The organism is Chelativorans petroleitrophicus (genome assembly GCF_025398195.1).
Classification (GTDB): Bacteria; Pseudomonadota; Alphaproteobacteria; order Rhizobiales; family Rhizobiaceae; genus Chelativorans; species Chelativorans petroleitrophicus.
In genome coordinates this window covers 70,794-83,953 of sequence record NZ_JAODNV010000013.1, presented here as the reverse complement: position 1 = coordinate 83,953, position 13,160 = coordinate 70,794, and the positions used below count along the sequence as shown (strand labels likewise).

Annotated in this window: 17 protein-coding genes; 9 read left to right on the top strand and 8 right to left on the bottom strand. The window is 63.4% G+C overall.

The genetic code is table 11. The features are described from left to right. Nucleotides 1–139: 139 nt before the first annotated feature. From NYR54_RS12925 to NYR54_RS12905, 5 genes are all read right to left on the bottom strand, one after another. Nucleotides 140–352 (bottom strand): cold-shock protein, encoded by a 213-nt coding sequence (locus tag NYR54_RS12925; protein ID WP_261516085.1) that lies wholly within the window; start codon nt 350–352, stop codon nt 140–142. A 360-nt stretch (nt 353–712) separates the two neighbouring features. After that, nucleotides 713–925, bottom strand: coding sequence for a cold-shock protein (locus NYR54_RS12920; protein ID WP_261516084.1), 213 nt, complete (start codon nt 923–925; stop codon nt 713–715). 301 nt (nt 926–1,226) lie between these two features. Next, complete coding sequence (locus NYR54_RS12915) at nt 1,227–1,547, bottom strand: DUF982 domain-containing protein (protein WP_261516083.1); 321 nt, start codon at nt 1,545–1,547, stop codon at nt 1,227–1,229. Nucleotides 1,548–1,616: 69 nt separating this feature from the next. Next, nucleotides 1,617–1,982, bottom strand: a complete 366-nt coding sequence (locus NYR54_RS12910) for an SPW repeat protein (RefSeq protein ID WP_261516082.1) — start codon at nt 1,980–1,982, stop codon at nt 1,617–1,619. Between the two features lie 84 nt (nt 1,983–2,066). Next, a complete protein-coding gene (locus tag NYR54_RS12905) occupies nt 2,067–2,534 on the bottom strand; it encodes an Hsp20 family protein (RefSeq protein WP_261516081.1) in 468 nt (155 codons plus the stop codon). A gap of 326 nt (nt 2,535–2,860) precedes the next feature. On the opposite strand from NYR54_RS12905, the gene NYR54_RS12900 reads away from it, so the two are divergent. Further along, nucleotides 2,861–4,231, top strand: coding sequence for an ATP-binding protein (locus NYR54_RS12900; protein ID WP_261516185.1), 1,371 nt, complete (start codon nt 2,861–2,863; stop codon nt 4,229–4,231). A gap of 75 nt (nt 4,232–4,306) precedes the next feature. On the opposite strand, the gene NYR54_RS12895 is transcribed toward NYR54_RS12900, so the two are convergent. The 3 genes from NYR54_RS12895 to NYR54_RS12885 all read right to left on the bottom strand — a co-directional run bounded on the left by NYR54_RS12895 (nt 4,307) and on the right by NYR54_RS12885 (nt 5,806). Then, nucleotides 4,307–4,657 carry a tRNA-binding protein gene (locus tag NYR54_RS12895; protein WP_261516079.1) on the bottom strand — a complete coding sequence of 117 codons (351 nt, stop codon included), beginning with the start codon at nt 4,655–4,657 and terminating at the stop codon, nt 4,307–4,309. A gap of 8 nt (nt 4,658–4,665) precedes the next feature. Then, on the bottom strand, nt 4,666–5,166 hold the full coding sequence (locus NYR54_RS12890) for a type III secretion system chaperone family protein (RefSeq protein WP_261516078.1): 501 nt from the start codon (nt 5,164–5,166) through the stop codon (nt 4,666–4,668). Between the two features lie 337 nt (nt 5,167–5,503). Next, on the bottom strand, nt 5,504–5,806 hold the full coding sequence (locus tag NYR54_RS12885) for an accessory factor UbiK family protein (RefSeq protein WP_261516076.1): 303 nt from the start codon (nt 5,804–5,806) through the stop codon (nt 5,504–5,506). A gap of 160 nt (nt 5,807–5,966) precedes the next feature. Here NYR54_RS12885 and lgt point away from each other — a divergent pair, with 160 nt between their 5' ends. The 8 genes from lgt to pth all read left to right on the top strand — a co-directional run bounded on the left by lgt (nt 5,967) and on the right by pth (nt 13,157). Then, a complete protein-coding gene (lgt, locus tag NYR54_RS12880; protein ID WP_423738613.1) occupies nt 5,967–6,797 on the top strand; it encodes a prolipoprotein diacylglyceryl transferase in 831 nt (276 codons plus the stop codon). Next, nucleotides 6,794–7,882, top strand: coding sequence for a class I SAM-dependent methyltransferase (locus tag NYR54_RS12875; RefSeq protein WP_261516074.1), 1,089 nt, complete (start codon nt 6,794–6,796; stop codon nt 7,880–7,882). Before lgt ends, NYR54_RS12875 begins: the two co-directional genes overlap by 4 nt. Before the next feature lie 56 nt (nt 7,883–7,938). After that, complete coding sequence (gene pgeF, locus NYR54_RS12870; RefSeq protein ID WP_261516073.1) at nt 7,939–8,733, top strand: peptidoglycan editing factor PgeF; 795 nt, start codon at nt 7,939–7,941, stop codon at nt 8,731–8,733. Then, on the top strand, nt 8,733–9,884 hold the full coding sequence (locus tag NYR54_RS12865; RefSeq protein ID WP_261516072.1) for a M24 family metallopeptidase: 1,152 nt from the start codon (nt 8,733–8,735) through the stop codon (nt 9,882–9,884). The genes pgeF and NYR54_RS12865 overlap by 1 nt, the downstream gene beginning before the upstream one ends. A gap of 52 nt (nt 9,885–9,936) precedes the next feature. Next, nucleotides 9,937–10,470, top strand: coding sequence for a hypothetical protein (locus NYR54_RS12860; RefSeq protein WP_261516071.1), 534 nt, complete (start codon nt 9,937–9,939; stop codon nt 10,468–10,470). 134 nt (nt 10,471–10,604) lie between these two features. Further along, nucleotides 10,605–11,537: a ribose-phosphate pyrophosphokinase gene (locus NYR54_RS12855; protein WP_261516069.1), complete on the top strand. Its 933-nt coding sequence runs from the start codon at nt 10,605–10,607 to the stop codon at nt 11,535–11,537. 237 nt (nt 11,538–11,774) lie between these two features. After that, the gene (locus NYR54_RS12850) at nt 11,775–12,419 is read left to right on the top strand and encodes a 50S ribosomal protein L25/general stress protein Ctc (protein WP_261516067.1); all 645 of its coding nucleotides are present in this window, start codon (nt 11,775–11,777) and stop codon (nt 12,417–12,419) included. A 24-nt stretch (nt 12,420–12,443) separates the two neighbouring features. Beyond that, the gene (pth, locus tag NYR54_RS12845; RefSeq protein ID WP_261516065.1) at nt 12,444–13,157 is read left to right on the top strand and encodes an aminoacyl-tRNA hydrolase; all 714 of its coding nucleotides are present in this window, start codon (nt 12,444–12,446) and stop codon (nt 13,155–13,157) included. Nucleotides 13,158–13,160 lie beyond the last annotated feature (3 nt).

The following is a 13,160-nucleotide window of genomic DNA, read 5'->3' as shown; positions in this document are numbered from 1 at the left end:
AAAGAGTATAACTTATTGTTTATTTTACGTAATTCCGGACGAAAACCGGTATCCACTTTCCTGGCATTGCCCAAATGCAAAACGCCGGCCTGGCGGCCGGCGTTGGAAATCGCGCCAAACGAGGCGGCCGGCTGCGGAATCAACCGAGCGTGAGGTTGACCGCCTTCGGTCCCTTGCCGCGCTTGTCCGGCTCGGTGTCGAAGGTCACCTTCTGCCCGTCCTCGAGCCCCGGCAGGCCGGAGGCCTGCACCGCCGAGATGTGGACGAAGACGTCCTTATCGCCGACGTCCGGCGTAATGAAGCCGAATCCCTTGGCGTGGTTGAAGAACTTGACGGTACCAGTCTGGGGCATGGAGCGAATCCTTTTCTCCCGTTACTTCCAATCAAGCGGGCCGACTTCAGCAAACCCGCGGGGTGTCCTGGTCATTACTGGGGGAGAAGAAACAGTCAGCTCACGCGCGACCCTGTCGGATTTCTGCGGCGTGGTATCCCGGGAGCCTTTCTCAGTGTCGTATGCCGGGGCATGCTATTCCAGTCTCCGGGCCGGCAAATGCCCGAACGGGTCAAGTGTCCCTCATTTTGCCGAATCCGGCAAGCGAAACTTTTGTGTCAGCTTTTTAGACGGCGCACATACGCGCACAGAGGCATGTGAAAAAGGCGCAAGATTTCTCTCGCGCCTTCCATAAAAATCGTACGTCGAACGCGCCCGGATTCAGGCGGACGCGAGATTGACAGCCTTGGGACCCTTGCCCATGCGGTCGGGCTCGACGTCGAAGGAAACCTTCTGCCCGTCAACGAGCGAGCGCATGCCGGAAGCCTCTACCGCGGAGATGTGCACGAAGACGTCCTTCGCGCCATCGTCCGGCGTGATGAAGCCGAAGCCTTTGGTTGCGTTGAAAAATTTTACGGTGCCTGTCTGGGCCATGGGGAAGCTCCTTTCCCGTTGGAGTAACGGCGTCCACGCGACATGCGTGGCTTCGCCACCGCCAAGAAGTTACGAAGTCGGGGAAAGGGTCGTCCAAAAACGCTTCCAGTCTCCGGGTCTGCAACCACCCGAGCGTCTTGGCACCTTCTCACGGGATCGTGGTGAAAGCAAGGCGGAACTTCCAAGCGGCGGAACATGCTCCTGCCTTGCCGATCTCTACCGCCGGCACCCGCCCGAAAATCGACGGCGGACCGTGCCGGCAACAAATGCAATGAAAATAAGGTATTGTTCCGACGTGGCGTCATCCGCCGCGCTGGGCGGATGCGGACATGCTCGGCGCCAGAGCCGCCCTCGCATTTGCTGCGATCACGGCATCGGGGGCGGGCGTGAGAATGCCGCTGCGCTTGGCGAAACGGACGAAGGCGTCCCGCGCGGCAGCGGCATCCACCTCGCCTCGAAGGGCGGCACGGCAGGCCCGCATAGCTGCCTGGCACGCCGGATCACGCGAGCCCTGCGGCCACTCTGCAAGTACCGCATAGGCGTCCTCCACACTCTCCACATCCGCGGGATAGCCAAGCCCTATCGTGATCGAAACCGGTTCCTCGAAGAGGTTGCGCTCCATACTTTCCTCCAGACGCAAACGATCACACCCGGCCGCGCGGCGGCCGGGCTGACTGACTCTGACGGCCGATCAGGCTGTGGAGGGCCGCTTGCTCACATACCAAAGATCCAGCCCCGCCAGGACGGCCACGATCAGGCCGGCGATCATGTGGACCCACATCGCCGCGCTGACGGCGGCAAAGCCCAGAATCCAGGGGGACAGGACCGCCCAGATGCCAAGCACGAGGTTGGCCCACTCTTCCCAGGCAGCGAAGGCGAACAGCGCGCCAGCGGCAATCAGCGCGATGAGCGCGCCGACCACCCAAGCATTCCAGGCGGCGGCCTGCTCGGCCGAAAAGCCAAGCACCCAGGGCGAGAGCACCAGCGCTAGGCCGATCACAACGTTCACGATGTCGAGGGCTTTCTCCTCTATCTTGCGCTCAATCGTGTTAGCCATCGATGATCACTCCTTCCCTTGCTCACCGAAAATGGAAACAGACGGCCCGCACGGGGTGCGGGCCAGCATTCTGCCTCGCGGCACTCAGGCAGCCTTTTTCTGCTGCTCGATCGCGCGCGGAGCCGGCGCCTCGGTCTGGATGTCGATCCGGCGCGGCTTCAGCGCCTCCGGCACCTCGCGGCGCAGATCGATCACCAGCATGCCGTTCTCGAGCCGAGCACCCAGGACCTTCACATGGTCAGCAAGCTCGAAGCGGCTGGAGAAAGAACGGGTTGCGATGCCGCGGTGCAGATATTCGACACCCTCATCGTCCTGCCTCTTGTCGCCTTTGACGACAAGCAGGTGTTCTTCCTGCGTCACCTCAAGCTCCTCCGGCGTGAAGCCGGGAACAGCCATGGTGATGCGGTAATCATCCTCGCCTGTCTTGGCGATATCGTAGGAAGGCCCGTCGTCGACGGCCTGCAACCCTGTAGCGTTCTCAAGAAGATTGAAGATCCGGTCAAAGCCGATGCTCGACCGGTAGAAGGGGGAAAGGTCGATACTCGTTCTCATAGCCACATCCTCCATTCGAGCAACATGGATACGAGAGACGCCTGGAGCCGAACTCCTTCGGCGTTCGGCCGGTCCCTTCAGGCAACCGGCCGCCAAAGATATGGGAACGGGCGCAATTCGTTTCAAGAAGATCACCGTCCGCAGCCTGAAGGACCAAAGCAGGGCCAACGGGCCTCGATGCGTGCCTTTGCATCAACACCTTATAGGGCGGCATCGGGCCGCTGTGGCGGAATGGTTCAATCTGGCCATGATTGGCTCTACACTGGCGCCGGAAAATGGAAGGAACCATGGCGGGATACGAGCAATACCGGGCCGAAGGGAGCGTGATGCTGGCGCGCATCGTGCGTGCGGGCCGGCTGGCACGCGCGGCCTGGCGCCGGTTCTGGCGCTCGATCTCGTACTACATGCCCAAGGGACTCTACGCGCGCTCGCTGATCATCGTGATCGCGCCCATGATCCTGCTTCAGTCCGTCATCGCCTTCGTTTTCATGGAGCGCCACTGGCAGACGGTGACGCAACGCCTGTCCCAGGCCGTCACCCGCGACATCGCGGCGATCATCGATGTGATCGAAACCTATCCGCAGGATTCGGATTACGCGCAGATCATCCGTATCGCGCAGGAGCGCCTGGCGCTTCAGATCAGCATCGACCCGCCGGAGCCGCTGCCCCCGCCGGGGCCGAAACCTTTCTTCTCGCTTCTCGACCGGACGCTCTCGGAAGAAATCACGCGCCAGATCAACCGCCCCTTCTGGCTGGATACGGTGGGCAACTCGAACATTATCGAAATCCGCGTCCAGCTCGACGGCAAAGTGCTGCGCGTCTTCGCGCGCCGCAGCCAGGCCTACGCCTCCAACACGCATATCTTCCTTCTGTGGATGGTGGGCACCTCGCTGGTGCTGCTTACGATCGCGATCGCCTTCCTACGCAACCAGATACGGCCGATCCTGCAGCTTGCCGAGGCTGCCGAGAGCTTCGGCAAGGGGCGCCCGACCGACGACTTCCAGCCGCGCGGCGCCGAGGAGGTGCGCCGGGCGGGCACGGCATTCCTGCAGATGCGCGAGCGCATCGAGCGGCAGATCGAGCAGCGCACAGCCATGCTGACGGGGGTGAGCCACGACCTGCGGACGATCCTCACCCGCTTCAAGCTTCAGCTTGCCGTGGCGCGCAGCCGTGCCGACATAGCGGCGCTCGACCAGGATATCGAGGAAATGCGCACGATGCTGGAGGGCTATCTCGACTTTGCCCGGGGGGAAGCGTCCGAGGAGGCCGGCAAATTCGATCTCTCCGCATTTCTGAGCAAGACGGAGGAGGAAGCGCGTCTACGCGGGCGCGCCTTTTCCTCAACGCTTTCGGGCGCGAACGAGGTGCTGGTGCGCCCCAATGCTTTCGCACGCCTTCTCGATAACGTGATCGGCAACGCCTTCCGCTACGCCTCGACCGTTTCCCTCAACGCCAGACATGGCGGGGGCATGCTCACCATCACCATAGACGACGACGGCCCCGGCATTCCGGAGGAAAAGCGCGAGGAAGTGTTCAAGCCGTTCGTGCGGCTCGACACGGCGCGGAACCAGGACGAGAGCGGCACGGGGCTGGGCCTTTCCATCGCCCGCGACATCGCACGAAGCCATGGCGGCGACATCGCGCTGCAGGACAGCCCCATGGGCGGATTGCGTGTGCTGATCCGCGTGCCCGCATGATGGAGGCGCGGCTGTAGCGGATGCGGGAAGCCGCCGCCATACTGCGGCGGTTCATCCCTGACGGTGAGCGCCGCGTCAGTGCAGCCTGCTGCCGTTCGGTACGGGCTTGTCCACCGTGGCGAGCACCACCGCGCCCTGCTCGTCCGCAAAACCGAGCGTGAGCACTTCCGACATGAACTTGCCAATCTGGCGCGGCGGAAAGTTGGTGACGGCCATCACCTGACGGCCGACAAGCGCCTCGGGCGTGTAGTGGACTGTGATCTGGGCCGAGGACTTCTTGATGCCGATCTCCGGTCCGAAATCGATCTTCAGCTTGATCGCGGGCTTGCGCGCCTCCGGATAGGGCTCGGCCTCCACGACGGTGCCGATCCGAATTTCGACCTTCTCGAAATCGGCATAGGTGATCTGAGGCGGCCGGTCGCTCATTCGCAGCCTCAAGCCCTGCCGAATGTCTCGAACAGAACGCTGTTGAGCGCGTCCTGGGCGGTGGCCCCGGACCAGATCACGTATTGGAAGGCCTGATAGTAGCACTCGCAGGCCTCCAGTGCGCTGTTGAGCATGACCTCGACCTGCTGCCCCGTGGGCTCCAGCCCGCCGGCAAGCACCAGCGACTGGCGGAACATGATCACGCCCTCCCGCTCCCAAAGGTCGAAATGGCCGAACAGCATCTGCTCGTTGATGAGCGAGACAAGGCGCATCACCTCCGTCGCGCGCTGCTCGGGCACCTTCAGATCGAAGGCGCAAGCGACGTGCAGCGCCTCGAACTCCTCCATCCAGGAGAATGAGACGTGATAGTCCGTCCAGGTACCGGCGACCGAGATGGCGATTTCGTCATCGCCATTGCGCTCGAAACTCCAGTCGTTGGAGTGAGCGACATGCTCGATCACATCCACCGGATGAGCGCCACGCGTCACGTCGAATTGAAGGAGGCTCATAAATCCCTTTCCCGTTCCCTTAGCGGCAGACAAAGCACCGCCGTTGGCACATGCGGTTCCAAGCACGCGACCCGAATACGTTTGACACTCAAGTGGAGCGAGGAAGTACAGGTGAATGACGGGCCCGCCCCTACCCGGCCGATGATCCGCTACGAATCATTAAGCAATTTCAGTCTATTGATAGCAGGACGGCTGACCAGCCCTTTTTTAGGGGATGAGGCTGGACCATGTGGATAGCCGCTTGCGCGCTCACCCAGCCAAGCGGCGTAACTGACTCACATGCCAGCGTTTTTTCTGCCCGGGTACCGGCAGAAACACACGGAAAAATTTTATTGAATTATTTCCTTGAGCGCCCGCCAGCGGGCTTCTCGGCCGTCCCTGCGGCCTCACGGGCGGCAAGCCTGGCCTCAAGGGCCTCGATTCGCCTCGCCAGTTCGACGTTCTCCTCGCGCGCCTTGATGGCCATTTCGCGCACGGCTTCGAAGTCCTCCCGCTGGACGAGGTCCATGGAATGAAGCAGGCGTTCCGTCTGCGAGCGGAAGAGATTCTCGAACTCGCGCCGCACACCCTGCGCAGCGCCGGCTGCATCCGTTACCATCCTGGCGAATTCGTCGAGGATCCGGTTCGTCCCGTCGGTCATGGCGATGCCTCCTGATGAGCTTATGGAGGTAAGGCGCTGGGGCGGTGAATGCAAGCGGCTCCTTGCGCTTCGCGGGCTTGACCTTGCCGCAATCGTCTCGCATAGCTCCGCGCGGACGCAAAAGGAGGCGCGCTTGACGGATTATCTTCTCCTCCTGCCCATGTCCGCCCTGCCGTTCCCGAACATCGATCCGGTCATCTTTGAGATCGGCCCTGTTGCCGTTCACTGGTACGGGCTCGGCTATGTGGTGGGCATCCTGTTTGCATGGTGGTACGCCAAGCGGCTCGTCACCACCCCTCACCTGTGGGCGAACGATACCCCGCCCATGAAGCCGCAGGATCTGGACGACTTCGTGGTCTGGGCGGCGGCGGGCGTGGTTCTGGGCGGCAGGGCCGGCTATGTGCTGTTCTACGACCTGCCGCGCTATATTGAGAACCCACTAGACATCATCGCCGTCTGGCAGGGCGGCATGTCCTTCCACGGCGGCATGCTGGGCACCATCCTCGCGATGGTTCTGTTCGCGCGTTCGCGCGGCATCAATCCCTGGAGCCTGCTCGATACGGTTGCCGCCGGCACGCCGGTAGGGCTCGGCCTCGTGAGGCTTGCCAATTTCATAAATTCCGAGCTGTGGGGGCGGCCGACCGACATGCCGTGGGGCGTGATCTTCCCCGATGGCGGGCCACTGCCGCGCCATCCGAGCCAGATCTATGAAGCGGCACTCGAAGGCCTTGTGCTTTTTTGCGTGCTTCGCCTGCTGACGCATCGGCGGCTGAGCCTGAAAACGCCGCGATTCGTCGGCGGCGCCTTCGTCTGCGGCTACGGGCTCTCGCGCATTTTCGTCGAGTTCTTCCGCATGCCCGATGCGCATATCGGCTATCTCATGGGCGGATGGCTGACCATGGGCATGGTGCTCTCCCTGCCGATGGTGGCGGCCGGATTGTGGGCGATGCTGACGGCGCGCAAACCTGCGCCGGCAGGCCAGGAGACATGAGCAAGCTTGCGCAAAAGATAAGCTGCCTCATCGAAGCCACAGGTCCGATGAGCGTGGCCGATTACATGGCGCTCTGCCTCTTCGATCCGGAGCATGGCTACTACACGACGCGCGATCCCTTCGGCGCCGAGGGCGACTTCACGACCGCGCCGGAGATAAGCCAGATGTTCGGCGAGCTGGTTGCGGTATGGCTCTACGCGGCCTGGCAGGCCTGCGGCGCCCCAAGGCCAGCCATCGTTGCCGAGATCGGCCCGGGCCGCGGCACGATGATGAAGGACATGCTGCGCACCTTCGCCAAGCTCGACCCGGACTTTGCCGCCGGCAACCGCTTCGCACTCATCGAGGCAAGCCCGCGGCTTGCCGCCGTTCAGAAACAGACGCTTGCGGCATCGCCCGCTCCGCTGGAATGGCACAGCCACGTGGACGCGCTGCCCGAAGGCCCGCTCTTCATCGCCGGCAACGAGCTTTTCGATGCGGTGCCGGTGAGGCAGTACGTCAAGACGCAGGCGGGCTGGCGCGAGCGGGTCGTGGGACTCGCCGAAGACGGAACCCTCACCCTGATGGCCGGTCCCGGCGCGCCGGATCCTGTGCTCCTGCCGCCTGAGGCCAGAGCGGCGCCGCAGGGCGCGATCCTGGAGATTGCGCCCGCCCGCGAAGCGCTAATGGAGACGATCAGCGAGAGGCTGGCGAAACAGGGTGGAGCCGGGCTTTTCATCGACTACGGCTACGAGGGGCCGGCACTTGGCGACACGCTGCAGGCCGTGCGCGGTCATGCCTATGCGGAGGTGCTGGCCGACCCCGGCGAGGCGGACCTTACCGCCCATGTGGATTTTGCGGCTCTGGCAAGGATCGCGCGCGGCCACGGGCTTTCCGTGCATCTGATGCCGCAGGGGGAATTCCTCCTTGGACTCGGGCTTCTTGAACGCGCCGGACGGCTGGGCGCGGGCAGGAGTGCCGAAGAGCAGGAGCGCATTCGCGATGAGGTGGAGCGGCTTGCCGGACCGGAGCAGATGGGCACGCTGTTCAAGGTTCTGGCGGTGCTGCCGGACAACGTGACGGTGCCGCCGTTCGACGCGCCGCATTGACACACACCTTCCCCTGCCTCACGATCCGCGGCCGACCAACAGACCGGAAGATGCGTATGCTGGACATGACGAGACCGGAACCTGTCCGGTCGCCGCTGCTCGAAACCGCGCGGGCCAACGGCATCAGGCACGGTTTCTTCACCCGGGCCGGTGGCGTGTCCGAAGGTATTTTCCGCGGCCTGAATGTGGGGCTGGGCTCTAGCGATTCGGCGGAGGCCGTCGCCGAAAACCGCCGCCGCGCTGCAGCCTGGATGAATGTGGCGACCGATCGGCTGATAACCCTACACCAATGCCATTCGGCCGACGTGGTGATCGTGGAAGCGCCGTTCCCCGGCACGCGCCCGCGTGCCGACGCCATGGTGACGCGCCTGCCTGGCCTGGCGCTTGGCGTGCTGACGGCGGACTGCGGCCCCGTGCTCTTTGCCGATGCCGAGGCGCGCGTGATCGGGGCAGCGCATGCAGGCTGGAGGGGTGCGTTTTCAGGCGTGCTTGAAAACACGATCGCCGCCATGGAGCGTCTGGGCGCCGCGCGCGAACGGATCGTCGCGGTGCTCGGCCCATCCATCAGCGGGGAGAACTACGAAGTGGGTCCGGAATTCGTCGAGCGGTTCACCGCGACCGATAGGGAGAACGCCCGCTACTTCAGACCGTCGGCAAGGCCGGATCATGCGATGTTCGACCTTCCCGCCTATACGCTCGACAGGCTCGCCCGGGCAGGGGTGCGGGCTGCGTCCACAGGCCACTGCACCTATGCGGATACGGAAAACTTCTATTCCTATCGCCGCGCAACGCACCGTGGAGAGCCCGATTACGGGCGGCAGATTTCGGCGATCTCACTGGAGGAATTCTGATGGCCCTTCACTTCGACCGAGCCGAGTTCGACGCCCGCAGGGACCGTCTCGTCATCGAAATGTCGGAGCGCAAGCTGGACGCGCTGCTCCTGTTCGCGCAGGAAAGCATGTACTGGCTGACCGGCTACGATACCTTCGGCTTCTGCTTCTTCCAGTGCCTGGTGGTGAAGGCGGACGGCTCGATGGTGCTTCTAACGCGATCGGCCGACCTGCGCCAGGCGCGCCACACCTCGATCATTGAAGACATCGTGGTGTGGAACGACCGCCATGGCGCCAATCCGGCGGCCGATCTGCGCAATCTCCTGAACGATCTCGACCTGCTCGGCTGCCGCATCGGCGTGGAATATGACACGCACGGCCTAACTGCCAAAAACGGCATGCTGCTGGACGAACAGCTCAAGACCTTCGGGAAAACCGAAGATGCCTCCGATCTCGTGGCGCGGTTGAGGCTGCTCAAGAGCCCGGCCGAGATCGAGAAGGTGAGACGCGCGGCAAGCCTCGCCGACGACGCACTGGATGCCGCCCTGCCACTCATCAAACAGGGTGGAGACGAGGCGGCCATACTGGCGGCCATGCAGGGCGCGGTGCTTGCGGGCGGAGGCGATTATCCGGCCAACGAATTCATTATCGGCTCGGGCCCGGATGCGCTCTTGTGCCGGTACAAGGCCGGAAGGCGGAAGCTCTCCAAGAATGACCAGCTCACGCTCGAATGGGCGGGCGTCTATCATCACTACCACGCGGCGATGATGCGCACGGTGCTGACGGGAAAGGTCTCCCGGCGGCATCAGGAGCTGTACGAAGCCGCGCGGGATGCGCTGATGGCCGTGGAAAAGGCCATGGTGCCGGGCAACACCTTCGGCGACGTCTTCGACGCACATGCCCGCGTCATGGAAGCGCGCGGGCTGACGAGGCACCGGCTGAACGCCTGCGGCTATTCGCTCGGCGCGCGTTTCTCTCCTTCGTGGATGGACCAGCCCATGTTCTATTCCGGAAACCCGGAAGCGATCGCACCGCATATGACGCTGTTCGCCCACATGATCATCATGGATTCGGACTCCGGTTCGGCCATGACGCTCGGCCGCACCTATCTGACCACCGAGTCGGCGCCCGAGCCGCTTTCTCGCCACGAACTCGATTTGATCATAAGATAGGCGAACCTTAAGGTTTGCGGGGTTTCCTTCGGGTCAACGCGGGGAATAGGGCATGAAGCGCTTGAAAACGGCGGCATTGCTTCTCATGGCAGCGGCAGTTTCCGGGTGCGCTGGCGTGGATTCGGCCGGCCTTTCGCCCCGGGATGGCGCGAACGCGCAGAGCACCGCGACCGCGCAAAACAGGACGCGCGGTACGGCAACCGCTGCCCTGCCCTCCGTCACCTCCGCGCGCGTGCAGTTCGCGCCGGTGATCGGCGCGCCGACGGAAGCGGTGCAGCCGCTGTCCGCCCGGCTTTCCTCAAGCGCCGGCGAGCGGGGCCTGACGATCACGCGCGAGGCCGAAGGCGCAACCCTTCTGGTGAAGGGTTATTTCTCGACCATCTCCGAAAACGGCTACACCAGCGTCATCTATGTCTGGGACGTGCTCGACCCGGCGGGCAACCGTCTGCACCGGATTCAGGGGCAGATGGAGGAGAGCAGCCGAGCCGGAGAAGGCTGGTCCGCAGTCACACCCGCCACGATGGAGGCCATCGCCGAACGGACGATCGACGCACTGGTGACATGGCTTTCCGCCAGCCCGGCCTGAAGGTCATTTAACAGCCCGAAAGGTGACTTCAGGTTGAGGATGAAGGGCAATTTTCTTTCGGGCAACGCTTGCAATAGCGGTCAGGACCGCTAAAAGCCCGGGTGTCAAGTCGGGCCTTCCGCCGAGGACAGTTCATGAAGCTCTTTGCGGGCAACTCAAACCGGGTATTGGCCGATGCCGTTGCCCGATACCTAAACCTCTCCCTTGGAAAGGCACTGGTGCGCCGCTTCGCGGACCAGGAAATCTTCGTCGAGATCCAGGAGAACGTGCGCGGCGAGGACGTGTTCGTTCTGCAGTCGACTTCATATCCGGCGAACGATCACCTGATGGAACTACTCATCATGATCGACGCCTTCCGCCGTTCATCTGCCCGGCGGATCACGGCGGTGCTGCCCTATTTCGGCTATGCGCGGCAGGACAGGCGAACCGCAGGGCGCACCCCCATCTCGGCCAAGCTGGTGGCGAATCTGATTACGCGGGCGGGGGCTGACCGGGTGCTGACGCTCGACCTGCATGCCGCGCAGATCCAAGGCTTTTTCGACATCCCCACGGACAACCTCTTCGCCGCGCCCGTGATGGCGCGCGACGTGAAGGCGCATTACAAGCTCGAAAACGTGATGGTCGTCTCGCCCGATGTGGGCGGCGTGGCGCGCGCACGCTCGCTTGCCAAGCGCATCGATGCGCCGCTCGCCATTATCGACAAGCGGCGCGACCGGCCGGGGGAATCGGAGGTGATGAACATCATCGGCGATGTGCGCGGCCGCGACTGCCTCATTGTCGATGACATAGTGGACTCGGGCGGAACGCTGTGCAACGCGGCCGAGGCTCTGCTTGAAGGCGGCGCAACGAGCGTGACCGCCTATATCACCCATGGAGTGCTTTCCGGCGGGGCGGCGGCCCGCATAGCGGGTTCGAAGCTCAAGGAGCTGGTGATCACCGATTCGATCCAGCCCACCTCGGCCGTGGAAGCGGCCCGAAACATCCGCGTGATCACGATTGCCGACCTGATCGGCGAAGCGATCTCGCGCACCGCATCCGAGGAATCGGTCTCCAGCCTGTTCAATTAGCCGGCGGCGTGCCGAACATGTCCCTCCCGCGAAGCGGATCGCATGGGCGCGATTCGCCGCGGGATCGCGCCTTGCGCCCTACCCTCCCATCCGCTATAGACCGCGCGTCCGCGCAGACACCCTTGGAGGCAACGCGGACGGAAGCCGGCCGCAGGCGTAAAACGCCGCTGGCGGCTTTCTCGTTTCGGGCGGCCCGCGCCTTCCGAAACAGCTCCGAAAACGTGAAAGGATAAGCCCATGAGCCATGAGGCCTATGAACTGAAGGCCGAGGCGCGCGAACGGGTCGGCAAGGGGGCCGCCCGGGCTCTTCGGCGCAACGGCAAGGTTCCCGCCGTCATCTACGGCGAAAAGCAGCCCCCTCTTTCGATCGCGCTTCCCTACAAGGACGTCTTTCAACGCATTCACGCCGGTGGCTTCATGACCACACTGGCGAACATCGATGTGGATGGCAAGAAGCTGCAGGTGCTGCCGCGCGAGTATCAGCTTGATCCGGTGCGCGGTTTCCTGATGCATGTGGACTTCCTGCGCGTCGGCAGGGATACCGTCGTGACGGTGATGGTGCCCGCGCACTTCATCAACGAGGACAAGGCGCCCGGCATTCGGCGCGGAGGCGTCCTGAACGTGGTGCGCCACGAGATCGAGTTCACCTGCCCGGCCAACGCCATTCCGGACGCCATCGAAGTGGATCTCGAGGGCCTAGACATCGGCGATTCGGTGCATATCTCGGCCGTGAAGCTGCCGGAAGGCGTGACGCCCACGATCACCGATCGCGACTTCACCATTGCCACTATCGCCGCCCCTGCTGGCCTGAAGCTCGAGCAAGAGGAGGCCGAGTCTGGCGAGGGCGCCGAAGGCGGGGCTGCAGGCGAGAGCCAGGAATAAACTCATACCGTGGGGCCCTGTCCCATGCTTATCATCGCAGGGCTTGGCAATCCCGGCCGGCAATATGCCGGCCACCGCCACAATGTCGGCTTCATGGCGGCGGATGCGATCGCCCGCCGCCATTCCTTTTCGCCCTGGACGAAGAAATTCAACGCCCTCGTCTGCGAGGGCCGGCTCGGGGCCGAGAAGGTGCTTCTCATGAAGCCCCAGACCTATATGAACCTTTCCGGCCAGGCGGTCGGCGAGGCGATGCGTTTCTATAAGCTCGAGCCCGAAAACCTGATCGTGCTCTATGACGAGCTCGACCTTGCGCCCGGCAAGCTGCGCGTCAAGAAAGGGGGTGGCGCTGGCGGGCACAACGGGATCAAGTCGATCGACGCGCATTGCGGCAAGGACTACCGCCGAGTGCGCATCGGCATCGGGCATCCGGGCGACAAGGGGCGGGTCAATGCCCACGTTCTATCGGACTTCGCCAAGGCCGACCATGAATGGCTCGAACCGATGCTCGACGCGGTGGCAGAACATATCGCCCTTCTGGCGGAAGGCGACGATTCCGGCTTCATGAACAAGGTGAGCCTTGCTATAAAAGCCCGCGAGAACAAATCGGAATCGCCGGAGGGAAAGGCGGGACCCAAGGGGCAGAGCCATATCCCTCAGGCAAGGCCGAAGGTACCGGCGAAAATGCCGGAAGGCGGCCCCATGGCCGCCATGCTGAAGAAGCTTCTCGGCCGGCAGTGAGCT